Genomic DNA, 23,714 nt, shown 5'->3' with positions numbered 1-23,714 from the left:
TAATGTAGTAAAGTAAAGATGCTATTTTGTATTCGTTCATCTCTACTTAATAAAAGGAGCATCACCTTGACAATAAGAAAAGAATTAATAAAACAAATCCATTTAACAATCACAACAATAAAACAAACAATCAAAAGAATCCAACTCCAATGGTCAAAAACATATTAAAAAGATACGAAGAAGCAAAAGTCTTTATCCAACATTTCTCTGAGGAACAATTCGAAGAAGACCTCCCTAAAGTTAGAAATAAACTAGACACTCTGACAAGAGCATATCTAGAATCAGCTAATGACTACATGAATCCTATGCCCATAGAAATGCATAAAACAGAAAAGCTGCTAAAAAAGTATGATGAAACTGGTAAGTCATAATCACCGCAATCTAAAATTCGAAAATTATGATTGCACTAACCCACACAAAACCAAATATAACGCAAAACACCCAAACAGCCATTTGCGGACAGCACCGAAAACTTTTTTTGCGGTCTCTCAACCCCTTCCTATTAAATTTCAGTATTGATAAAATTTACATAATTAGTGATAAGAGGAAGGGTGAGGAAGTTTGGGCACAATTTCGTCTCCGCACGTTGGAATGAAAATTAATGAGTGGAACCGGCATATTCAAAAGTTTAATGTGACTGACGCTGAAATGCTTAAAGCTGAGATCGAACGGGACATTGACATCATGGAAGAAGACCAAGACCTCTTGATTTACTATCAGCTCATTGCATTTCGTCATCAGCTTATGATCGACTATGTGATTCCTTCTGAAGGAAACCAAATGGAGTTATCAGAATATTTAAAGAGAATTGAAGGCAGCAACAGGAAGATGGAGAAACTCGTTGAATACTACTATTACTTTTTTCAAGGGATGTATGAATTCAAAGAGGGCAATTTCTTAACTGCCATTACATTCTATCAAAAAGCGGAAAACACAATTCCTTATATTTCGGATGAAATTGAGCGGGCGGAATTTTATTTTAAAATGGCTGTAGTGTTTTATCATATGAAACAAACCCACGTATCCATGCACTATTCTTCTCAGGCGTATAACATCTATAAAACGCACGACCTTTACTCAGTCCGCCGCATACAATGCCATTTTGTGATCGCAGGAAACTACGACGATTTAGAAAGTCATGAAAAGGCGCTCCCTCACCTCGAACAGGCACTAAAAGGCGCACGGCTGCTTGAAAGCAAAAACAAGCGGATTTACGGCCAAGCTTTATTCAATATTGGAAATTGTTATCTTAAAATGGGCGAATTGACGAAAGCAGCAAAATACATGGAGAAATCGATACTCCAATTTAAAAAATCAAATTTCAACAACTTGACACAAGCTTACCACGATTTAGCCTTAATTTATTTTCTTCAACATAAACAAAACCAAGCAATGGATTGTTTTAGAAAAGGCGTACGCTTCGCATGTAAATTCGACGATGGCCTATTTAAAATCATGTTTGAAGGATTGCAGGCGCTGTTTATCAAAAAAGGAGAAGCGTCCATTTTATTAAATGTTTTCAACAAATTAGAGACATCCCAAGGATATCCTTATATGGAAGAGTTGGCATTATTAGCCGCAAAGTTTTATACTGAAATTGGGCAGATGGATGATTCTGTTATCTGTTTCAAAAAGATGGTTCATGCCCGCAAACAAATTCAGAGAGGGGATTGTTTGTATGAAATTTAAACTGACTTTGTGCGCTGTAATTGCTTTGATCGGTGTAAGCTTTATCAGTTCTTCCTTAGGAAATGAAGTAAACGTAGCATCCAGAAACATGACAAGCAAAGCTGCAAACGATTCAACGAACTCCCTAGCAGACAAAGCCATCTTTGACAAGGAAATGACGATTGCAGAAAACGGAACGCTTGGTTAAGGACAAGACGCAGCTTAGGCTGCGTCTCTTTTTCTGAAGAAATAGGTGACAAGGTGATAAAATGCTGTGTTCAAACTCTATATGCAGACCAAACAAAGGCCTAAAAAAACAAGATAGGTGGAAGTAATGTATAACCAATTAAGAGAAATTGTAAACCTCTTAGAAAAAATAAATAGCTACGGTCAAACAAATATACTTTCTGTTGAATTCGAAGAACAACAAGACAATCTAAATGACTTGTCTACAATAATAAACGATATGGATAATCTTCTAAAAAAGAGTAAACGTATTGGTCTTAACAATGTTCAAGATGCTGATCAACTTCTGCTTGAAATCCACAAAAAGATGACCTCACTTGAGTAGCATATATCTGAAATTAGTGATCTAACTATAAGATTATTCAAGAAAAACAATGAAGATTAGCCTTTCCATTTATAACAATCAAAAAAGGCAACAACCCCAAGGGTTAGTTGCCTTCTCTAAGTTCAAGCACTGCCACACACTCCACGTGTGCAGAGTGCTGAATGTAGACAGGGCATATTAAGAGTAGTGGAATTCACCTAAACAAATTGAGAAACTCAATACCCGTAAAAGCAGTCGTAATTATAGTAAGGAATAGGGGAGGTGAACAGAACTCCCCTTTTCTTTCAAATAGTTATATCCCTTTTAAAAGAATACAGCCTGTTCAACCAAACATTCCTTTAACCGATCTCACCACTATTAATGCTTTTTGATTTTCTTTAGTCATTTTTGTATCCTTTGTGAAACGTGTAATCTTGTTTGGCACTACTTTTTAGTTGGCTTCAAACTCACTTCATTCCCTTTACACTATTACAGATTTGACCAGCATTCTTGAATTAATCCATTTTATCAAAAATACTTAGCTGTTCAGTCGTCTCTTTATCCACTTTTACATCTTTTTTGTTATTGTGTTGTTGCCCAAAAGCTAATTCTTTAAACTTCTCAACTGATGACAAAGCAACTTCTAACAAACCTGCTTTATATAAGGAAACATAGAGAGCCACCGATCTCGCTTGACAATTAATGGACTTGTGTGGATTAAATTCAATATCTGTAAAGGCATCATATTGCACTACCTCTTTACTTAGTTCCTTATTATGAGATAATGCATTAGTATATAACCAGTCATAAAAAAATGTCTTTGGTTCAAGCTCCCACTTTCTTCCGAAATACTGAAAATAAAGTAATTCCCCGCTATTTTTGATTCTTGGATCTTTCTTTGCTTCTTTTGAAGTTTTGCTATATAGATCTAAAAAAGGCCCACCTTTTTCAAAAACTTTACTTGCTTGAAATGCGGTTTCAACACTAAATTCTTTATTGTTTTTAGTTTTTATCATTAAGTTAAATGCACTTAAAGCTACGCCTAATTCTTTATCTGATTTACTGGAAATTTCTAAGACATTTGAAGAAGGATTTCTTTCTTTGAAATTTTTATGAAACGACTCAATTGATTTTTGTTTTTGCTTCACCGAAAAACCTGGAAACCATTCAAATTCAATCTCTTGTGTGCTTACATATCCTTTTTCTTTTACACTACTGATAAAAACTGGTCTCTCTGCCATAATGCCTCCTTATTTATCTCCAATACTCATAGTCATGTCTTGGTTGATATAGCCATTTCTGTATTTCAACATTTACATTATTGGGAACATACTTCCTATATTTATCACGTAAAATAGCATCTTCAAAGCAAACTGAAAAGATATATGAAGGTTCGACATTTCCAAATACCAACACCTCTGCTTGGGGATTGGTTGGAACAGCAGTAGGTAATTTTAACTCTCTCCTGGTTGGTTTATTAGGGAATTCATCATATAATCTTCTAAATGCTTGAACCCCTTTTCTTGATTCAATAGAGGTTTGAGTAATTGATGTACTGGCCGCATTCTCCACACAAAATGCACAATCCTTCTCCCATAATAATTCCTTTTTAATTCCTAATACAACCCAATCTAATTGTGGGTTTTCATATCTATACTTGTAGAACATTTTGTAATTTGGCATCTCAACGGAAAAACAGGAAGCATTATAACAACCATCAAGCCTATAGGCATCATTCCAATTATAAGCCATTCGTCTTGATTGCAAGACAGTAATTGGAAGGATGCCATGTTCAAAGATACTTGATAAATTGCTCGCCTGTGTAAAATGTAACAAAAATCTAACACCATACTCATTAACAGCATTTCGCATATAAGATTCCCTCTTCCCCATATAGTAATTTATGACTATACTATAATTCTACTACAATGGGGTTTGCCCGCAAATAAACTTCACCAACAAAAGAAAAGTGTCCTCACCAATTAGGTTTTTAGACATGTCATAAAGGTTATCGTAATGTAGGAGTAAAGTTCGCTCTTTCAATTTCTGCCTTTTAATTTCATACGTTTTCTCCTTGAAATCGTCTCTTTTTCCTGCAATTACTGCAAAATGAATTCTTGAGCTATCATATTTCAGAAACTCAATCGGTAATGTTTGATGGTTATTTTTATATTTGTTAAACGTTTCATAAATGGAATTGTAATTACCTTCAAGCCATGAACTCCAATCACTTACTTGATTTAATCCCTTTCTAAAGGTTTCTCCTAAGTGACCTGTTGATAGCGTCGTATTTTTATTTGGATGTTCAAGCTCTACAAAAATAAACTCATAACCGCCTGAACTTTTACCAATTAAAAGATAATCAACTTGATATGAATTCCCTAATTGAAATTCTGGAATGATGAAAGCATCATGATGACCAAATGAATAGTAACTTTTCATTATCGAAGCAATGATAAAGTATGCTCTTTTTTCTCTAATCCAGTTCAGTATATCTCTTTCATTCGTTGTTTGATCAGCAATAAATTCCGAGAATTCTTCAATCAACATAACTGTTCTTCATTCTGCAAATCCACTATATCTAAATGATTGTTGGGAAACAAACTCATTTTATGCCTTTATGCAACAGGATAATCCCTATATAAATTCCTTCTAACTTTTAACTTCCCTATCCTATGTACAATTTCTTTTTCCTTTAATTCCTCCCATTCTCTTACTTCATGGTCATTCAAGAAATTGTAATCCCTTTCATAAATCTTCATTTTTATCATCTCTTTTCTACAAAATTCACGACTATACTGGAATAATAGCCTTTGAAACTTACTATATAAATTAAAAAAAGATAGGAGGTGTACCCATGAACAAAGACAATTTCACTACTGTAAATAGCAAACATCGTGTCCAAATTGTAAAAGACCTTCTACTAAAAGAAGGAAATGACCTACAGGTGTTGCAAAAACGCTTGGAATAAAATACTCTACCTTTACAAAACTCATGCAGGAGACCATTACGTGTACATCAAGCGGTTAGCAAAGTATTGCAAATTTGTACAAGATGATAACCTATTATTGAAAATCCTTCATTAGAAAGTGACGAGATAGCTTTTATTAAGCAAAATTTCTCGATTATCGTGTCTTTAGTTGAAAAAATGAAAGATAACAATGACTTTATATTGGACAAGAGAATCTTCCGTTCATCAAATCCTGTTATGAAGAATTTCCGTATTTCAGGATGAAGTGTACAAGCAGTTTGTTGCCACTTGTGAACGACAATTCCCACATCTTCTCATACAAGACATCATCTCTCAATTAATCCTCAATTTTGTAGACCAATTCTCCGATAAAGTTGAATAAGAAATTAAAAAGGCAGTCTCCAAATGAATATTAGGAACTGCCTTTTGTTGTTTAAGCTGGTTGTTTAGTTACCAAGAAGTTCAATTTCTTATAAGTCTTTTACAATCTCTTCATCTAAAATTGCTTTTCTCTTTTCCCAATCGGGCATTAATGAATACAGCATGTCATAAAATTTTTCACTATGGTCATTGTACTTAAAATGGATTAACTCATGTAAAGTTACATAATCTATACAAAATTTAGGTGCTTTTATCAACTCTGTATTCAATAAAATCGTATTCTTGTCGGTTAAAGCGGAACCCCAACGAGCTTTCATTGTACGTAAATCAAGATTAGGTTTATCAACTCCGTACTTTTGTACTAATGGAAATTGCTTATTAAGAGATTCCTGAAATGTCATAAATGCTTTCTCACGATACCATTTATCCATAAGTTTAGCTTTGCGGTCGTAATCATTGGGATCTTTAACGAATAAATAGATAAATCCTCGGAAGTATTTTACTATTTCCTCTTCCTCAGTATTTTGCACTCGTAGACGATATTGTTTTCCAAGGTACTTAAAGGATTCACCACTTACATACTCTCGCCCACTTTGGCTATTTTGTTGTGCATTTTCAAAGTTTTTTACATTCTTAACAATCCATGCACCTTTGCTTTTCACAAAATCATAAATGAAATTCAACGGAACGGCATCATGTGCAGACACCACTATTGTCATATCAGGCTTAATGTTAAGATTAATATTCTTAACATTCTTTCGTTGAATAGCAAAGTCAATTATTTTATTTACGTACTGGATTTGATGTCTCTCCATGCTGTTCACAACCTTAATAACGTCTAAGAGCAACGGTTTTAATTTGCTCTATAAGTTTATCAATTGTATCATAATCTATTTCTATCCCATTTTCTTCTGCAAAATCAAAGAGAAGATCATCTAAGTCCTGTGCAATTCGATTGTGAATTTCAAGATTATTATGCCAATCAACCTTTTGGTGTTCTTTAATCACTTTATCCGTTTTTAAAGCTAAATCTCCGAGTGTATCCGAACCATAACTTTCAGAAGTCTCCGCAACTTCGCTCATAAGGTCTTTTGCAACTCCATAAAACGCTTGTGCATTTCGATTTTCCTTAATCACTTCTGGATAATCGTCATTTGATTCACCTTTGCGATAATCTTTCATTATATCCTTCATTCGATTCAGATACTCTGCTTCGGAGATTCGTTTATCCTTGTATTCTTTAATAGCTTCTTGAATACGTTCAGAGAACTTTTTATAAAATGCAGGGTTTTCATCCCATTTTGCACTTACACTTTTCGTTAAACGAGTACGAATAGCATCAGCTTTAGCACGTTTTGAATCCAGGCGTTCTAATTCTTCCTCGAATGCTTTTTCATTTAAAATATCGACAGGATTTGTAATACGGATAATCTCTTCGGCAGAAATGTAATTATCCATTAGCTTTTGCATTTTTGCCTCGTATTCCTTATGATCAATTGTGTCGGAATAGCGGAGCTTCACGCTTTTTCTTAGCTTTTGGAAAAACTTCAAGTCTTTCTTATACTTTTGAAGTTCCTCTGGCCGTAGAGCATTGTGAATTTTTTCAGATTCTAATGCAATACCAAGATTCCGCCCAAAGTTGCTTAATACATCATAAAATCTCTCTCGAAGTTCTTCATCTTCTAACCATACTTCATACTCTTCAACATCTTGTTTATTCTTAATAGGAGCAAATATTTGTAATAAATCAGAATGATATTGTCTTAACGAACCAATTACACTAATGATATCATATATGGCTCCTTCTAAATCCTTAGGGTCGAAGTTCTCTAACCCTGCTCCTGAGTACATTTGCATTGCTTGATCAAGTTTATCTAATAACCCTCTATAATCTATAATAAAGCCATAATCCTTTCCTTCATATAGGCGGTTCACCCTCGCTATCGCTTGTAGAAGTGTGTGTTCTTTCATTGGCTTATCAACATACAACACTGTAGCTCTCGGAGCATCAAAACCTGTGAGCAATTTATCAACGACAATTAGCAAGTCGATTTCATCACCATTAATAAATTCATCTTTAATTGCATCCTCGTAGTCCTCAGGTGTTCCATAACGATCCATCATTCGTTTCCAAAAACGCTGTACCTTATCCTTTGACTCTACATCTACCACTTCATGACCCTCACGTTGATCAGGCGGAGAAATAACTACAGCACAATTCAAATCACCAAGTTCTTCAAATGATTCTAAGTAACGAATAGCCTCAATCTTACTATTTGTAGCTAACATTGCTTTAAAGTTGCTTCCTTGTGTTTTGTAATTCTTTAGAAAATGTTCATTTATGTCAAATGCAACCATACTTATTCTTTGATTGGAGGAAGCAATTCGTTCAAATTGGCTCCACTTTTTCATCACTTCTTCTTTTTGCTTTTCATTTAGATTACGAGTAATCATCTCTAATCTGTTATCAATTGCCTTTCGATTAACAGATTGATCAACCATTTTCCCTTCATATAATAACGGAACAATAGCCTTATCCCGTACCCCATCTGCAATTGTATAGGTGTGAATTAGCTTTCCAAACTGAATCATCGTATTTTTTTCTTTTTTCATTAACGGTGTGCCTGTAAAACCTAAGTAGCATGCAAAAGGGAAAACCTTTTTCATTTTTATATGAAGCTCTCCATATTGTGTTCGGTGAGATTCATCTACCAAAACAAAGATGTCCTTTGACTCAATAGGTTTTTGTTTTGAAGATGCTGTATCGAACTTATGAACCAACGTTGTAACAATATCAGCATTGTTATCGTTAATTAAATCAACTAAATGGCCGCCTGATGTTGCTCTGCTTGCCTTTAATCTTGTATGACGGAACGTCTTATGAATCTGCTTATCTAACTCAACTCGGTCTGTCACAACAACTACTTTTGGATTATATTCAAACAACTCAGAAAGAATGTATTTCGCTAACATTACCATCGTTAGTGATTTTCCTGATCCTTGTGTATGCCAAATCACACCACTTTGACGATTCCCATGTTCATCTCTTTCTTGAATTGTTTTAATTATTTCTTTTATAGCAAAATATTGTTGATAACGAGCTACTTTTTTCACGTCTTTATCGAACAGTGTGAAAAATTGGGTGATCTCTAATAAACGCTTAGGATGAAACAGAGAAATGATATTTTTATCCTGTGTAGTTGGCAATCTGCCTTCAATCGCTTTGTCCAACCAAGACTCTAACCATTCTTCCTTTTCTTCCTTCCATACAGACCAAAACTTTTTTGGTGTATTACATGTTGCATACTTAGTTTCATTTTTGTTAGTGGACATAACCATCTGTACAAATTTAAACAGTTGTGGTACATGGTCTTTACCCTGATTACGAATCATTTGACTAATTCCTTGTTCCATCGAGATGGATGCTTTTTTACATTCAATCACAACAAAAGGAATGCCATTTACAAATAGTACAATATCAGGTCGAACGTTTCCACGACCATCCATTCGTTCCACATTAAACTCCTCTACAACATGAAATACATTATTTTCAAAGTTTTTCCAATCAATAAATTGAATTGTGAATGATTTTTTTGATCCGTCTGGTAAAAACTCAGAATAAGTTCTACCCTTCATTAACGTTTCATAAATCGCTTCATTTGCTTTTACGAGTCCATTTGTCAATGGTTCATCTAAATCACGAATGGCTTGTTGTATATTGGTATCACTAAATTTATAAATTTGATTTTTATACTCATAGAAATTAAATGATCTTAACTTTTCTTCCAATATCTTTCTTAATAAAACGTTATGGAGATTTCCACGCATTCTCCCCGATTCTTCCGATGTCAAGTATCGGTAATTTAACTTCCTTAATACTTCGATTGCAGGAATTTGACTAATATACCTTTCATCATAAATTTTCTCCCTCGCCATTCACACACCTCCTATAACAGTATCAAGTAAAGGCGTTTATTTACGCCTTTACTCGAACTTTTCCTGTTAAAAGTAATTGCATAAGTCCCTTTTTTTGCTCCTTCAATTGAAACAATTCTTCTTCCAATAGATAAATTTCTTTATCAATAATTTCTAATAACTCTTTAATTGCTGTTTGTTCATCCTCATTTACAGGAATAAATAACTTTAACTTTTTCATCATTGCTTCTGAAATTTCCTTCTGTCCAGTACCACCAATGATATGTTCAATTCTTTTATAGAAGTTTGGATTAGAGAGATAATAGTAGTAAAATGTTAAATTACCTTTAATAGCACCCACACTACTAATTGCATTAGATGCCACATAATTTTTCATATTCTCAGGAACAATACCGATTCCACCATTATGAAAGTTCTGCCGACCAATTAACAATTCATTTGGCTCTCTAAGATAATACGGTCTTCCCTTTGTTGTTACATTAGGCTTTTTATCAGTTCCCTCAATACCTTTTAAATGGAGCTTAACAGTCAATAAATAATAATCTTCGGGATTTTTTATAGGATCTTTTTTAATTAAATTTAATACATCCCCAAATTCAACCTTTTTCCACTTATCTTTAAATCCAGGTAATCTCACTTCACCTGTCAATAACTTCTGTGTTATCCCTTTTTTCTGCTCTTTTTTCTGCTTAATTAGCTTTTCTTTTAACTCAATTGCCTTGTCCCATGGCTTAATTTTGTCAATAATCTTTTCTTGTTCAAATAAACTTGGTAATTGTATATACATTTCTTTCATTATCTGAGTAGTTAGATTATTGAAAACTCCTCCTTTTGTTGCAGAAGACTGCATCTTTTCATGTAGTAGCAAAAAGAAGTAATATAAATATTCAGGAAGTAATCCATCATAACTATCAAAGCCAAAGAATCCGTCATGAATACAAGCAGATTCGCCCAAAATTCCTGGTATAGCAACTCTTGTACCTGAGCAACTTAAAATCACTGAATCTTTGGGGAGTAATCGACTTTTTTTGGCTCCTTCTTCTGTCAGGCTGTCAATACAAGGATATACATATTTCCCATCTCTTGTTACATCTTCAATTAGTACCCTTGGAATGTCCCCTCCATAATACCTTGGATCACCTTTTGGTCTCGGACTTGCTCCCCTAAATACTCTAACTACCTCTTGAAGTTGAACTACTTTCCAATCGTTAGGGAAAATACCTTCGCTTGTCGTAACATATCCTTGTGGTACCTCTCCTATACTCATTTTCTTTAGTCTATCTTTTAGAGTTACATTCATCCCACTCACCACCTATAACCCAAGTTCTTGCAAATATTCTTTCATCTGTTCTTCTACTTCTTGAAGTTCTCTTTTAATAATTGCAATATTTTCTTTCACAGCATCCATGTCGACTGGTTCTTCTTCTTCATAGGTTTCCACATAACGTGGGATATTTAAGTTGTATTCATTTTCTTTAATTTCATCTAATGTAGCTATATACGAGTATTTTTCAATTGTCTCCCTTTTCTCATATGTAGCAATAATCTTTTCTATATCCATTTCTCGCAGATGATTTTGATTTTTTCCTTTTTCAAAATGTTCCTCACCAGAAGCATCAATAAAAAGGACATCGTTCCGTATTCGATCCTTTTTGAATACCATAATGCATGCAGGAATTCCTGTACCAAAGAATAGACCTTCTGGTAAACCAATAACTGCGTCAAGTAAATTCATATCGATGATTTGTTGGCGTATTTTCCCCTCGCTTGTTCCCCTGAATAATACACCATGAGGAAGAATAGTTGCCATGCGTCCATTTTCAGCCAATGAATAAAGCATATGCTGAACAAATGCATAGTCACCTTTTGAACTCGGTGGTACACCCCACTCAAAACGTCTATAAGGATCAAGACTTGATTCCATTTTAAACTTCTTATCACTTGTTGCTTCACCTGCAAATCCCATAGCCCACTTATCTAACGAAAAAGGAGGATTGGCAACGATTGCTTGGAACTTCATCAACTTTCCATCCTCTAAATGTAAGGGATTCGCTAATGTATCTCCCCATTCAATCTTTGCATCATCTATCCCATGTAAATACATATTCATTAGGGCTAATGAATGAGTTGCTCCATTACGTTCCTGACCATAAATAGCAACTTTTCTACTTGCAACCTGTTTTGCCACTTTAATTAACAGCGAACCTGATCCACATGTCGGATCATAAATACGGTCGTTTTCTTGCGGTTTAACTAAACGTGCCAGTAATTCCGATACCTCAGCGGGTGTATAGAACTCGCCACCCTTTTTACCTGCATCCGATGCAAAAAGTCCAATCATGTACTGGTATGCATTTCCTACTATATCTTCATTTCCTAACTGCGATGGTCTGAGAGATAACTGTCTAAAATCCTCCAAAAGCAATCGTAACATTGCATTTCGCTCTTTCGCTTTTCCAAGGATTGACTCACTGTTAAAGTCAATGTTACGGAATACACCACGAAGTTTACCTGTGTTTTCATTTTCAATGCGTTCCAATGCTTTGTTAATGATTTCTCCAATTTCGGGATCATTTCTTTTGCTATACAAATAATCAAAAGTAGATTGTTCATCAAGTACAAAGCGTTCTCTTGATAAAGCACGTTCAATGCGTCGTTCATCACCATTATATCTCTTTGTATATTCTTCTAAATGCTCCTTGTATGTATCACTTAAATACTTTATAAATAGCATCGTTAGAATATAATCTTTATATGTAGAGGAATCAATTTTCCCCCTAAAAGTGTCTGCGGCCTGCCATAAAACACTGTTAATTTTGTCTTGTGTTGTTAATTCAACCATTGATATTTCCTCCTAATTTGTGTCCTTTAATATTTGTTGTGATATTGCTTGAAACAATAATTCTTTTTCTTCCATTAATCTCTTATAAAGCATTTTTTCTTTTCGATGAAGCCTGTGAAGTTCAATCAATGCTTTTTGCTTTGATAGAGTTGTCCAGACAACAGGGAGTGTTTTAATTACATTTTGATTGGTACTTGGGATACGACTACCTGACTGAGAGCGTTCCAACTCTTTTTTTACTTCAAATGAGTTTAGATACCATGCAATATACTCTGGTAGGAATTTTGTCTTATCTACTTTAATAATGGCGAAATACGATGGAATTAACAACCCTCCACATTGTCTTTCAATGAAAACTGCTGTATGTGGGTGGCTCAACCGCATTAGCACGTCACCTTCTTTTGTAAAGTAGTGATCGTCTAATTCGTGATTACTTACAAACTCTTCAAACGAATCGTTTTCAATCATGCCATCTTCCGCAATATTTTTGAGTGTAAGTAGCTTGTATGTAGCTTTCGCATCATATTCAACTTCTGCTTTTTTTCTACTTAACACAAGCCCTGTCTTTACATTAGCAATATCGCCGAGTTGCATTTTACACCTCCTATTTCTATGTCAAATAACAGATTTAACACTTGTTAAATACAGTATATGACTTTATCCTTTTCTTTGTCAATTAAGCAAAAAGCCCCCTAATTAGAGAGCTTCCTTACACAAGTTTCGGCATATTCACTACCAATGGATCAACGGTTATTAACACTTGCTTTAATTGAGTTATGACAGCCTGTATCCTATTGATTACATCTATCATATCGGGAATAGTAAAGGTAATTTCATTTTCATTGAAAACAATATGATTATATTTGATTTTTTTCCTTTAACAATTGGTTTATTTGCTCATAAAGCTGTCTACGTCGTTCATTTGTCAATCTTAATTATTTTTAAAAGCAGTTTTTATTGGCGTCCTCTAAACAATCGACAATCCAAATCGCCTCGACCAACACCAAAAACAATTTGCCGTTTGTCAAGATTTGCTTTAGAACAATGAGCGTTAAAGAAAATCAACAAACATCAAAGAAAGATTTATTTGCTCCTTTGATGTCATAATAGCATCTGCTATGTTATCCTCTAACTTCCCTTGATAATCATAGGGAACAATTTCGATTGTATTAAACATGTGTACTGGTAATTCGATTTGTTGCTTATTGATCTTTTTTTAAATTTGTTTGTTAAGCCTATCCAATTGAAACAAATACCTATCTGAAAACAAAATTGCGTAGAGACTCCGATTAGAGACCTTAATCCGACTTAAAGATGACTTAATTTAAATGATTTACTAAAACAACTTGAACAATTCACTCAAACCCAACTATTGATGAAAAAATTCTTCACAAACCAATTGAGTGTATCGAAGAATTAAAGAAGACGGAAGTCCGAGATCTACTATAATTTCTCGAACTCACACATGTTTTTTTCAAGCAACACGCAACACTCCACATGATTCGTATGCGGAAACATATCCACAGGCTGCACTTCTCGCGTCACATACCCGCCATCCTCAAGCACCCGCAAGTCTCTCGCAAGCGTACCCGGATTACAGGACACGTACACCACCCGCTTCGGCTTCATCTCCACAATTGTCCGCAGGAGGGCTTCGTCGCAGCCTTTTCTTGGCGGATCTACGACTAGCGTGTCCGCCGTGATGCCTTCTTCATACCATTTTGGAATCACGGTCTCGGCTTCTCCAACCGCGAACTCTGCGTTTGTGATGCCGTTTAATTCTGCATTTCGTTTGGCGTCTTCAATCGCTTCCGGCACAATTTCAACGCCGTACACCTTTTTCGCCTGCTTCGCCAGGAAGAGAGAAATCGTTCCGATGCCGCAGTAGGCGTCGATGACGGTTTCTTCGCCTTTCAGCTCCGCGTACTCAAGCGCTTTGTCGTATAGCACTTTTGTCTGCTCTGGGTTGACCTGATAGAAAGATCTGGCGGAGATGGCGAATTTGACGTCTCCGATGAGGTCATAGATGTATTCTTCGCCCCAGATGACGTTTGTTTCATTGCCGAAGATGACGTTTGTTTTGTTTGGATTGATGTTTTGCACGATTGATTTGACGTGCGGGAACGCTGCTGTGATGTCTTCGATAATCTTCGCTTTGTGCGGGAAGTCGTTTGTTCTTGTGATGAAGACGATCATCATTTCACCTGTAACGACGCCGTATCTGACCATGATGTGGCGGAGCCAGCCTTTGTGGCCTTCTTCGTTGTAGGCTTTGACACCGTATGTGGCGCAAATGTCTTTGACGGCTTGAACGGCTTCGTCGTTTTTGGATTGCTGGATCAGGCAGGCGCTCATGTCAATGATGTCATGGCTTCTTTGCTGATAGAATCCGGCGACGAGTCCGCCTTCCCGTTCTCCTACCGGCACCTGTGCTTTGTTTCTGTAGTTCCATGGGTCTTGCATGCCGAGTGTCGGGTGCACGGTGACGTTGGACAGGTTCAGCTTGCCGATCCGTTCTAAGACGTCTTTGACTTGTTTTTGTTTAAACAAGAGCTGGCCTTCGTAGGTCATGTGCTGAAGCTGGCAGCCTCCGCATTGCTTGTAAATCGGGCATGGGGCGTCCGTTCTATGCGGGCTTTCTTCCTTCAGCTCAATCAGGCGGCCGAAAGCAAAGCCTTTTTTGACACGTGTCACTTTGATTTGGGCTTTTTCTTCCGGCAGGGCGTTCGGCACGAAGATCGGGAAGCCTTGGACCTTTGCGACGCCCGCTCCTTCGTGAGTCAAATCCTCAAATGTCACGTCGTAGTATTCGTTTTTTTCTACTGGGGGTTTCATTTTCATGTATGTTCACCTCTTGTTTTAAGCGAAAGAAAAACTTGGCCTATTAAAGCCAAGTTTTTAGTCATCCAGCTGATCCGCTTTCTCCTTCGGCATGACAACGTGAATGTGTCGATACAGATTCACGAATTCGCCCGGCAGCATGCCGCCGTACTCGCCGTCCAGGTTCAGCTGCATCTTTTCTGATACATTGACTTTCACGCGGTTCGCTTTTGTATAAATAATGTGCTGGTCGTTGATGTGTTCGCCGCGGAGCGCCATCGATGCGACTCTGATAAATTCAGCAAGGTTTGCTTTCTTTAATATCATCAAATCAAACATGCCGTCATTCAGGCTGGAATCCGGCGCGAGTTTTTCGAACCCGCCGACGGAATTTGTCAGCGTGACCAAAAACAGCATGATTTCACCTTGAAACAGCTTGCCGTCATATTCAATCTCGACTTCTGTCGGACGAAGTGAAGGCAGCATTTCCATACCCTTTAAATAATAAGCAAGCTGGCCGAGCATCGTTTTGAGTTTGCTTGGGACGTCGTACGTCAGCTCCGTCAGGCGGCCTCCGCCGGCGATATTGATAAAATACTGGCCGTTGACCTGTCCGATGTCAATCGGGCGGGCAACACCGTTAATCACCGTATCCGCCGCTTTTAAAATATCCTCTCGCGGAATGCCGAGCGCTCTGGCGAAGTCATTTGTTGTGCCGACAGGAATCACGCCGAGTGTCGGACGATTGTCTAATGGGGCAAGCCCGTTGACGACCTCGTTGATCGTTCCGTCTCCGCCTGCCGCAATGATCAGGTCAAACTCACGCAATGCCGCTTCCTTGGCAGCGTGCGTTGCGTCTCCCGCGCATGTTGTGGCATGGGTGGAGGTTTCATAACCGGCTTGTTCAAATTTTTGCAGGACCTGGGCAAGATGCTTTTTAAAGACCTCCCGTCCCGAAGTCGGATTGTATATTATGCGTGCACGTTTCATTATCTCATCATCCTACTTAAGAGTATCCGATCCATTTTTACACTAACAACCTTTAATTATACTATGAGTTAAAAAAATCGCAACAAAATGTACATAATCTTACAGAAGGAAACACAGAAAAGCCCCAGCATAGCTGAGGCTTTTTGTCATTTTTACTCTTCTTCTGTTCCCGGTTTTTTCTTGCGGAACTTCGCCAATACTTCGTATACGATTGGCACGATTAAAAGTGTCAGAAGCGTCGAACTGATTAAACCGCCGATAACCGTTACGCCGAGTCCTTTTGAAATGACCTGGCTTCCGCCTTCGAAGCCGAGTGCTAATGGAATCAAGGCGCCGATTGTCGCGATGGCTGTCATCAGGATTGGACGGAGTCGTGTGGAGCCGGCTTCTAAGAGCGCTTCTCTCGTAGACAGTCCTTCCGCTTCCTTATGAATCACGCGGTCAATTAAGACAATGGCGTTTGTAACAACGATACCGATCAGCATCAGCATACCGATCATCGCGTTCAGACTGATTGTCTCACCTGATACGTAAAGTCCGACAAGGGCACCGATGATTGTAAACGGCAGTGAGAACAGAATCGCAAATGGCGCTAATGCTCCGCCGAATGTAATCACAAGCACGAGGTAGACGATCGCAATCGCCGCAAGCATCGCTAATCCAAGCTTCGTAAAGGAATCCGCGATATCTGCGGAAACACCGCCTGTATCGATCGTTACATTGTCAGGCATGTCAAGCTTATCAATTTTCTTCTGGACATCAACGGATACAGCTGTAACGTTGTCTGATGTAACCTCACCTGTGACATCAGCATACACTTTTCCGTCACGTTTAGACACCGTATCAGATGTTGTGCCTTCTTTTACTTTTGCCACATCACCGATTTTGACTTCTTTCCCGGTCGCTGATGTGATCTTTTTGTTCTCTAAATCTTTAACACTCTTATACTCGTCTTTTTCGGTTTTAATGTTCACGTCAAGCTCTTTGCCGTCTTTTTTCACGGTTGTGAGCGGGTCCTGTGCTGTCTCTGACATTAGGGCCTTAGAAATTTGAGAAGCAGTTAAACCGAGTTTGCTCAGCTTTTCTTGGTCAGCCACAAATGTGTACTCATCATATGTGCTGGAAAGGCCTGAGTTTACGTTCTTCAGATCCTTTTCATCCTTCATGACCTTCTCAATGTCTTTGACAGTGTCTTTAATGTCATTTTCTGAATCGCCATACACATAGTATGTCAATTCATTGTTATTGCCTGAAGAGCTGAAGTCCTGTGACTTCCATTCTCCGCGGTCAGACTGCTTTTTGATTTCTTTCAGCACGTTGTCTTTTTCTTTATCAAAGTTCGGCGTGTCGCTGTCATATTTGATATAGAATAACGCGCCGTTTGAATCTCCTCCGGCAAGTGGGCTGCCAGAGCCTAATGAATACTGAACCGTATCGACATGCTTGCGGTCAAGCAGGATTTTTTCTGCTTTTTCAGCTTCATCTTCCGCTTCTTTTTTCGTTTCACCCGGTTCAGGGCTGTATGTGATCTGCATCGTTTTTTCTTCCTCTGACGGAAGGTAGCTGGCACCGATTAACGGTACAAGGAACAAGCTTCCGAGCAGCATCAGAACGGCGATGATAGACGTGATCCATTTGTGGCTCAGCGCCCAGTTCAATACTTTTTTATAGATGTTTGCGAGTCTGCCAGGTTTGTGTTCTTTCGCTTTTACAGGCGCTCCCGTTAATGATTTTTTGAACAGGCTGTGTGCGAGCATTGGCACGAGCGTGATCGAAATCAACAGGGATGCGGCAAGCGCAAATACAATTGTTAAGGCGAAAGGAATAAACAATTCACCAATTTGTCCGCCTACCAGTGCAAGCGGCAGGAATACCGCGATCGTCACAATAGTGGATGACATGATCGGTTTAAACATTTCCTTCGTTGCTTCACGGACCAGAGCTTTTCCGCGCAGCGGTTCATCTTTCAGTCTCATGCGGCGGTAAATGTTTTCGATCACTACAATGGAGTCATCAACAACCCGTCCGATGGCTACGGTCATTGCACCGAGCGTCATGATATTGAGTGTGATATCAAGCTGTTGCAGCACGAAAAGTGCGATCAGCAATGATAATGGAATAGAAATAATTGAAATTAATGTTGATTTGATATCTCTTAAGAATAAGAGAATAATCACAATCGCAAAAATAGCACCGAAGATGGCTTTGCTTAACATTGTTTCAACAGACTGTGTGATTGGCTCTGCCATGTCGAGTGTTGCGCTGTAGTTGAAGCCTTTATGGTCTTCTTTGAACTGCTTCAGTTCATCTTTGACATTGTCGGCAACCTCTACCGTGTTGGCATCGTTTGCTTTGATGATGTTGATGCCGATGCTGTCTTTTCCATTTGTGCGTGAAATTGATTCAGCTTTTTTGACATCTTTAATCGTTGCAATGTCAGATAGCTTGACCGTCGGCACGTCTGTGCTTACGCTTTGCTGCGCCTGTGCTGCTGCCTGCGGGCTTTGAGCCGCTTGTGCGCTTTGTGCTGCTGCGGCGCTGCTGCCTGCACTAGAAGCAGATGCCGTTGGAATTCTCATATTCTTCAAATCTTTAATGGTTTCAATATCGCCGCTGACGACGACAGATTTTTCTTTATTTCCGAATGTGTACAATCCAAGCGGCGTTGTCACATCTGACCCCTGAATCACTTGCTTAACTGTATCTTCATCAAGGCCGTATTCTTTCAGTTTGTCTTCTTTGAAAGAGAATTCAACCTCTTCCACCTGCTGGCCTGACACTTGGACTGAAGCAACGCCTTCTATGCCTTCAAGCTTAGAAACGAGGCTGTCCTCCACTTGTTTTGTCAGCTTTTGCAGATTATCTGAATCACTGGACACGCTCAGCGTCAGAATTGGGAAGGAGTTCAAACTGTAGCGTGAAATGTCCGGGTCTTTCGCGTCATCAGGCAGGCTGACGTTTTCTAATGCTTCAGCCGCTTCTGTTTTCGCTTTGTCCATATCTTTCTCATAATCATATTCAATCATAACCGACGATGCATTTTCATAGGACATCGACGTAACAACGCTCACGCCGTCCAAATTCTGCACCGCTTGTTCAACCGGTTTCGTTACTTCATCAGCGACTTGGCTAGGCGTCGCTCCCGGATATGTCGTGCTGATTGTCAGGTAGGGCATGTTTACATCAGGAATGGATTCTTGCTTCATATTCATACCCGCGTACAAGCCGGCTGCCGTTACAATAATCGTCATCAGCCATACGGCGAATTTGTTTTTCAGAACGAAATTAATAACGTGATTCATCATATCCTCCATTGTGTTTTTATTGACTGACTGGTCATTCTATATAATACTAAACGGTATAACGCAACATCGTCAACTCATATACCAGAAAATTTTTCTAAATTTTTCAAGGATTAAGGGGAAGCACATCATGAATGAGAAAAAAGAGAGAATCATAAAAACAAGCATTCGTTTATTTGCGAAAAAAGGATACGCTTCGACGACCATCCAGGAAATCGCCAGCGAATGCGGCATCTCAAAAGGCGCTTTTTATCTGCATTTCAAATCAAAAGAAGCGCTGCTATTGTCTGCCTGTGAATATTACATTGGCATGTCTATGAAAAAAATGAAACAAATAGAAGAGAATCTCGCCGGACAGCCGCCTAAGGATGTGCTGAAAAAACAAATCAGCGCTCAGTTTGAGGATTTTCGCGATCATAAGGATTTTATTGTTCTGTTGCTTACTGAAAATATCATCCCGGAAAACCAAGAAGTGAAGCAATACTTTTACAAAGTCACAGCCGAGACAGATAAACTGTATCGGAACGCTTTGCTTGCGACTTATGGCAAGGAAACTGAGAATTACCTCTCAGACCTCTCCATCATGGCAAGAGGCATTGTGCACTCCTATATGAATGTGATGGTGTTTAATGAAGAAATCAAAATTGATGCAGACAACATATCTGAATTTATCATGGAAAGACTGGATGATCTTGTACAGGGGCTAAGCCGTTCCAGCCTGAATCCGCTCATGCCAAAAGATATTTACAGCCTAATGCCCGCGAATAAAGGTCAGATCCTTCAGGACATTCAAAAAGTGAAAGAAAACAGCGCATTGCCTGAGGACATCATCGTTTCGCTCGATGTGATCGAGGAGGAGCTGTCGCAGGAAAAGCCACGCAAGCCGATTATCAAAGGCCTGCTGTCAAATTTGACCGGAAGTGATTTCGAAGAAGTTGAAAAGCTCCGCGCTTTGATCTCTATCTTTATTTCTATTTGATCATAAAAAAAGCAGCTCCCTCTGCAATGAGGAGAGCTGCTTTTTCATTAGCGTTTTTTAATTTCTTCAAGCAGGATTTTGTTAACCATTGGCGGGTTGGCTTGTCCTTTGGACGCTTTCATAATTTGTCCGACAAGGAAGCCGATCGCGCGGTCTTTCCCGTTTTTAAAGTCTTCAATTGACTGAGGATTGTTGTCAAGCGCCTCTGTGACAAGCTTCAGAAGCACACCTTCGTCGGAAATCTGCACAAGGCCTTTTTCTTTCACAATCTTCTCAGCGTCGCCGCCTTTTTCAATTAATTCCTTGAACACTTTCTTCGCGATTTTAGAAGAAATTGTTCCTTTTTCAATCAATTGAATCATGCCGGCAAGGCCTTCCGGTGTCAGCGCCACATCAGAAAGCTCTTTTTGCTCAGCGTTCAGATAAGCTGACACTTCACCCATAAGCCAGTTTGATGCTTGTTTTGCTTCAGCACCTTTTTGAACTGTTTCTTCGAAGAAGTCTGCCATTTCTTTTGTCAGTGTCAGAACCATCGCATCATATGCAGGCAAGCCAAGTTCATCGATATAACGCTTGCGGCGTTCATCCGGAAGCTCAGGAATGCTTGCTTTTACGCGCTGCTTCCATTCATCGTCAATGTAAAGCTCGACAAGGTCAGGCTCAGGGAAATAACGATAATCGTCAGAACCCTCTTTGACACGCATAAGAATGGTTTTCTTCGTTGCTTCATCGTAACGGCGAGTTTCCTGCTGGATCACACCGCCGGACAGAAGAACCTGCTCCTGGCGTTTTTCTTCATGCTCAAGGCCTTTTTGAACAAACGCAAAGGAGTTCAAGTTTTTCAATTCCGTTTTTGTGCCGAATTCCTCTTGGCCGATCGGACGAAGAGAGATATTGGCGTCACAGCGAAGTGAACCTTCTTCCATTTTACAGTCAGACACGCCTGTATATTGAATGATGGACTTCAGCTTTTCAAGATACGCATACGCTTCTTCCGGCGTGCGGATATCCGGCTCTGATACGATCTCGACAAGCGGCGTTCCCTGGCGGTTGAAGTCAACAAGAGAATAGCCGTCGCCTGTATGCGTCAGTTTTCCGGCATCTTCTTCAAGGTGAAGACGTGTGATGCCGATACGCTTCGTTTTTCCGCCGACTTCAATTTCGATCCAGCCGTTTTCGCCGATCGGCTTATCAAATTGAGAAATCTGATACGCTTTCGGGTTGTCCGGATAGAAATAGTTTTTGCGGTCAAACTTCGTATCCGTCGCGATTTCACAGTTCAGCGCCATTGCCGCTTTCATTGCGAATTCCACGGCTTCTTTGTTTAGTACAGGCAGGACACCCGGATACCCGAGGTCGATGACGCTTGTCTGTGTATTCGCCTCCGCGCCGAATGGCGTCGGAGAGCTTGAGAAAATTTTTGAATTTGTTTTTAATTCAACGTGGACTTCAAGTCCGATTACCGTTTCAAAGTTCAATTCATTTCACCCCTTACAATTCAGGTTTTGCTTTATGATGGTCTGTCGCTTGTTCAAATGCATGAGCGACGCGGTATACAGTGCTTTCGTCAAAGTGTTTTCCGATGATTTGCAGGCCGAGCGGAAGTCCGTCTGCAAATCCGCATGGCACGCTGATTCCCGGAACGCCGGCAAGGTTGACCGGAATTGTTAGGATATCGTTAGCGTACATTGTGAGCGGGTCTTTCGTGTTTTCACCGATTTTAAATGCAGGTGTCGGTGTAGTTGGTCCAACAATGACATCATATTTCTCAAATACGTCTTCGAAGTCTTTCTTAATTAAAGTACGCACTTTTTGCGCCTTTTTATAGTACGCGTCATAGTAGCCTGAGCTTAAAGCGAATGTTCCAAGCATGATGCGGCGTTTCACTTCATTTCCGAAGCCTTCAGCGCGCGTTTGCTTGTATAGGTCGATCAGGTTTTCGGCATTGTCCGTGCGGTATCCGTAGCGGATGCCATCAAAGCGTGCAAGGTTCGCAGACGCTTCAGAAGATGACAGCAGGTAATACGTCGCAAGCGCGTATTTACTGTGCGGAAGAGATACTTCTTCCCATGTAGCGCCAAGGCCTTCTAGAACTTTGAGCGCTGCAAGAACTGATTCTCTCGCTTCTTTGCCGACGCCTTCGCCAAGATATTCTTTTGGAACAGCGATTTTCAATCCTTTGATATCGCCAGTTAATGAAGAAAGATAATCTGGAACGTCTACATTTGCGCTTGTAGAGTCCATTTTATCAACACCTGAAATGGTCTGCAGCAAGAATGCGTTATCCTCAACCGTACGTGTAATCGGCCCGATTTGGTCTAAAGAAGACGCAAATGCGACCAATCCATAACGGGATACGCGTCCGTATGTAGGCTTTAATCCGACAACGCCGCAGAAAGAGGCCGGCTGGCGGATGGAACCGCCTGTGTCAGATCCAAGAGAGAACGGAACTTCTCCCGCAGCAACCGCAGCCGCAGATCCGCCGCTTGAACCGCCGGGAACCGTATCTAAGTTCCAAGGGTTTTTCGTCAGCTTGTAAGCTGAGTTTTCTGTTGATGATCCCATGGCGAACTCGTCCATGTTCAGTTTTCCGATTGTAACCGCTTCAGCGTCTTGAAGGCGCTGAACGACAGTAGCATCGTAAATCGGATCGAAGTTTTCGAGAATTTTGCTGGAGCAAGTTGTGCGCAGCCCTTTTGTTACGATATTATCTTTTACGCCGATCGGCATCCCAAAGAGAAGACCATGCTCAGAACGGCTGTCAACCGCCTCATCGAGCTCCTTTGCGTATGCGCGCGCTTTTTCTTCATCTAATGCCAAAAAGGCTTGTACCTTATCATCAACCGCTTGAATGCGTTTATAAGATTCATCGACCAGGTCAGAAATCTTAATCTCTTTTTTATGTATGAGCTGTTTTAATTCTGTGATTTTGTGATCAAATAATGACATTCTTGTGTCCCTCCTTTAGTCCAGAATTGATGGCACACGAATATAGCCGTCTTTGTGGTCAGGCGCATTTTTCATGACATCCTCAACCGGAAGACCTTTACCCGCTTCATCTTCTCTCATGACATTTTTCATTTTCAGCACGTGAGTTGTAGGCTCCACATTGTCTGTGTTGACCTCGTTCAGCTCCTCGGCAAATGAAATGATGCTGTCAAGCTGTTCAGTGAACATTTTTGCTTCTTCTTCCGTAATCGCAAGTCTCGCAAGATGCGCAACGTGCTTTACTTCTTCTATTGAAATTCGTGACATATGATCCACCTCCACATATT

At 39.3% G+C, this 23,714-nt stretch carries 18 protein-coding genes and 2 pseudogenes; 5 read left to right on the top strand and 15 right to left on the bottom strand.

All coding sequences use genetic code 11. The features are described from left to right. The first annotated feature begins 66 nt into the window (after positions 1-66). The 4 genes and pseudogenes from HC660_RS03785 (at position 67) to HC660_RS03770 (ending at position 2,239) form a co-directional block, all read left to right on the top strand. Positions 67-371: pseudogene (locus HC660_RS03785) on the top strand (hypothetical protein). Between the two features lie 190 nt (positions 372-561). Beyond that, complete coding sequence (locus HC660_RS03780) at positions 562-1,689, top strand: Rap family tetratricopeptide repeat protein (protein ID WP_168747127.1); 1,128 nt, start codon at positions 562-564, stop codon at positions 1,687-1,689. Continuing rightward, positions 1,679-1,876, top strand: coding sequence for a hypothetical protein (locus HC660_RS03775; protein ID WP_003240078.1), 198 nt, complete (start codon positions 1,679-1,681; stop codon positions 1,874-1,876). The genes HC660_RS03780 and HC660_RS03775 overlap by 11 nt, the downstream gene beginning before the upstream one ends. A 126-nt stretch (positions 1,877-2,002) precedes the next feature. Continuing rightward, a complete protein-coding gene (locus tag HC660_RS03770) occupies positions 2,003-2,239 on the top strand; it encodes a hypothetical protein (protein WP_168747126.1) in 237 nt (78 codons plus the stop codon). 494 nt (positions 2,240-2,733) lie between these two features. On the opposite strand, the gene HC660_RS03765 is transcribed toward HC660_RS03770, so the two are convergent. The 12 genes from HC660_RS03765 to srfP form a co-directional block, all read right to left on the bottom strand. Further along, positions 2,734-3,459, bottom strand: coding sequence for a DarT1-associated NADAR antitoxin family protein (locus tag HC660_RS03765; RefSeq protein WP_168747125.1), 726 nt, complete (start codon positions 3,457-3,459; stop codon positions 2,734-2,736). A gap of 13 nt (positions 3,460-3,472) precedes the next feature. Then, positions 3,473-4,090 (bottom strand): DarT ssDNA thymidine ADP-ribosyltransferase family protein, encoded by a 618-nt coding sequence (locus tag HC660_RS03760; RefSeq protein WP_168747124.1) that lies wholly within the window; start codon positions 4,088-4,090, stop codon positions 3,473-3,475. Positions 4,091-4,141: 51 nt separating this feature from the next. After that, entirely contained in the window at positions 4,142-4,768 is a 627-nt protein-coding gene (locus tag HC660_RS03755; protein WP_168747123.1) for a Shedu anti-phage system protein SduA domain-containing protein, read from the bottom strand. A 68-nt stretch (positions 4,769-4,836) separates the two neighbouring features. Then, positions 4,837-4,980, bottom strand: a complete 144-nt coding sequence (locus HC660_RS03750; RefSeq protein WP_168747122.1) for a hypothetical protein — start codon at positions 4,978-4,980, stop codon at positions 4,837-4,839. 679 nt (positions 4,981-5,659) lie between these two features. Beyond that, entirely contained in the window at positions 5,660-6,385 is a 726-nt protein-coding gene (locus tag HC660_RS03740; protein ID WP_168747121.1) for a M48 family metallopeptidase, read from the bottom strand. 13 nt (positions 6,386-6,398) lie between these two features. Continuing rightward, positions 6,399-9,506 carry a type I restriction endonuclease subunit R gene (locus tag HC660_RS03735; RefSeq protein WP_168747120.1) on the bottom strand — a complete coding sequence of 1,036 codons (3,108 nt, stop codon included), beginning with the start codon at positions 9,504-9,506 and terminating at the stop codon, positions 6,399-6,401. Between the two features lie 40 nt (positions 9,507-9,546). Next, complete coding sequence (locus tag HC660_RS03730) at positions 9,547-10,806, bottom strand: restriction endonuclease subunit S (RefSeq protein ID WP_168747119.1); 1,260 nt, start codon at positions 10,804-10,806, stop codon at positions 9,547-9,549. A 12-nt stretch (positions 10,807-10,818) separates the two neighbouring features. Continuing rightward, entirely contained in the window at positions 10,819-12,348 is a 1,530-nt protein-coding gene (locus HC660_RS03725; RefSeq protein WP_168747118.1) for a type I restriction-modification system subunit M, read from the bottom strand. Positions 12,349-12,360: 12 nt separating this feature from the next. Continuing rightward, positions 12,361-12,942, bottom strand: coding sequence for a restriction endonuclease subunit S domain-containing protein (locus tag HC660_RS03720; protein WP_168747117.1), 582 nt, complete (start codon positions 12,940-12,942; stop codon positions 12,361-12,363). 849 nt (positions 12,943-13,791) lie between these two features. Then, the gene (rlmD, locus tag HC660_RS03715; protein ID WP_168747116.1) at positions 13,792-15,189 is read right to left on the bottom strand and encodes a 23S rRNA (uracil(1939)-C(5))-methyltransferase RlmD; all 1,398 of its coding nucleotides are present in this window, start codon (positions 15,187-15,189) and stop codon (positions 13,792-13,794) included. Positions 15,190-15,246: 57 nt separating this feature from the next. Beyond that, complete coding sequence (locus HC660_RS03710; RefSeq protein ID WP_168747115.1) at positions 15,247-16,158, bottom strand: diacylglycerol kinase; 912 nt, start codon at positions 16,156-16,158, stop codon at positions 15,247-15,249. 152 nt (positions 16,159-16,310) lie between these two features. Beyond that, the gene (gene srfP, locus HC660_RS03705; protein ID WP_168747114.1) at positions 16,311-19,460 is read right to left on the bottom strand and encodes a surfactin resistance protein SrfP; all 3,150 of its coding nucleotides are present in this window, start codon (positions 19,458-19,460) and stop codon (positions 16,311-16,313) included. 130 nt (positions 19,461-19,590) lie between these two features. Here srfP and HC660_RS03700 point away from each other — a divergent pair. Then, positions 19,591-20,500, top strand: a pseudogene (locus tag HC660_RS03700) (TetR/AcrR family transcriptional regulator). On the opposite strand, the gene gatB reads toward HC660_RS03700, so the two are convergent. Genes gatB through gatC form a run of 3 tightly spaced genes read right to left on the bottom strand, consistent with a single transcriptional unit; the run spans position 20,487 to position 23,694 of the window. Then, complete coding sequence (gene gatB / locus HC660_RS03695) at positions 20,487-21,917, bottom strand: Asp-tRNA(Asn)/Glu-tRNA(Gln) amidotransferase subunit GatB (RefSeq protein WP_010333268.1); 1,431 nt, start codon at positions 21,915-21,917, stop codon at positions 20,487-20,489. The pseudogene HC660_RS03700 and the gene gatB overlap by 14 nt on opposite strands. A 13-nt stretch (positions 21,918-21,930) precedes the next feature. Next, a complete protein-coding gene (gatA, locus tag HC660_RS03690; protein WP_168747112.1) occupies positions 21,931-23,388 on the bottom strand; it encodes an Asp-tRNA(Asn)/Glu-tRNA(Gln) amidotransferase subunit GatA in 1,458 nt (485 codons plus the stop codon). Positions 23,389-23,403: 15 nt separating this feature from the next. Continuing rightward, complete coding sequence (gene gatC / locus HC660_RS03685) at positions 23,404-23,694, bottom strand: Asp-tRNA(Asn)/Glu-tRNA(Gln) amidotransferase subunit GatC (RefSeq protein WP_003219442.1); 291 nt, start codon at positions 23,692-23,694, stop codon at positions 23,404-23,406. Positions 23,695-23,714 lie beyond the last annotated feature (20 nt).

It is taken from the genome of Bacillus mojavensis (genome assembly GCF_012648005.1).
Classification (GTDB): Bacteria; Bacillota; Bacilli; order Bacillales; family Bacillaceae; genus Bacillus; species Bacillus mojavensis.
The sequence above is the reverse complement of the archived record's forward strand: the minus strand, read 5'-3'. Positions and strand labels throughout refer to the sequence as shown.

Bases quoted from the DNA above. Each gene is read 5' to 3' on its own strand.
- HC660_RS03775 (WP_003240078.1), top strand. From the start codon at position 1,679: ATGAAATTTAAACTGACTTTGTGCGCTGTAATTGCTTTGATCGGTGTA.
- HC660_RS03770 (WP_168747126.1), top strand. From the start codon at position 2,003: ATGTATAACCAATTAAGAGAAATTGTAAACCTCTTAGAAAAAATAAAT.
- HC660_RS03765 (WP_168747125.1), bottom strand. From the start codon at position 3,459: ATGGCAGAGAGACCAGTTTTTATCAGTAGTGTAAAAGAAAAAGGATAT.
- HC660_RS03760 (WP_168747124.1), bottom strand. From the start codon at position 4,090: ATGCGAAATGCTGTTAATGAGTATGGTGTTAGATTTTTGTTACATTTT.
- HC660_RS03755 (WP_168747123.1), bottom strand. From the start codon at position 4,768: ATGTTGATTGAAGAATTCTCGGAATTTATTGCTGATCAAACAACGAAT.
- HC660_RS03750 (WP_168747122.1), bottom strand. From the start codon at position 4,980: ATGAAGATTTATGAAAGGGATTACAATTTCTTGAATGACCATGAAGTA.
- HC660_RS03740 (WP_168747121.1), bottom strand. From the start codon at position 6,385: ATGGAGAGACATCAAATCCAGTACGTAAATAAAATAATTGACTTTGCT.
- HC660_RS03735 (WP_168747120.1), bottom strand. From the start codon at position 9,506: ATGGCGAGGGAGAAAATTTATGATGAAAGGTATATTAGTCAAATTCCT.
- HC660_RS03730 (WP_168747119.1), bottom strand. From the start codon at position 10,806: ATGAATGTAACTCTAAAAGATAGACTAAAGAAAATGAGTATAGGAGAG.
- HC660_RS03725 (WP_168747118.1), bottom strand. From the start codon at position 12,348: ATGGTTGAATTAACAACACAAGACAAAATTAACAGTGTTTTATGGCAG.
- HC660_RS03720 (WP_168747117.1), bottom strand. From the start codon at position 12,942: ATGCAACTCGGCGATATTGCTAATGTAAAGACAGGGCTTGTGTTAAGT.
- rlmD (WP_168747116.1), bottom strand. From the start codon at position 15,189: ATGAAAATGAAACCCCCAGTAGAAAAAAACGAATACTACGACGTGACA.
- HC660_RS03710 (WP_168747115.1), bottom strand. From the start codon at position 16,158: ATGAAACGTGCACGCATAATATACAATCCGACTTCGGGACGGGAGGTC.
- srfP (WP_168747114.1), bottom strand. From the start codon at position 19,460: ATGAATCACGTTATTAATTTCGTTCTGAAAAACAAATTCGCCGTATGG.
- gatA (WP_168747112.1), bottom strand. From the start codon at position 23,388: ATGTCATTATTTGATCACAAAATCACAGAATTAAAACAGCTCATACAT.
- gatC (WP_003219442.1), bottom strand. From the start codon at position 23,694: ATGTCACGAATTTCAATAGAAGAAGTAAAGCACGTTGCGCATCTTGCG.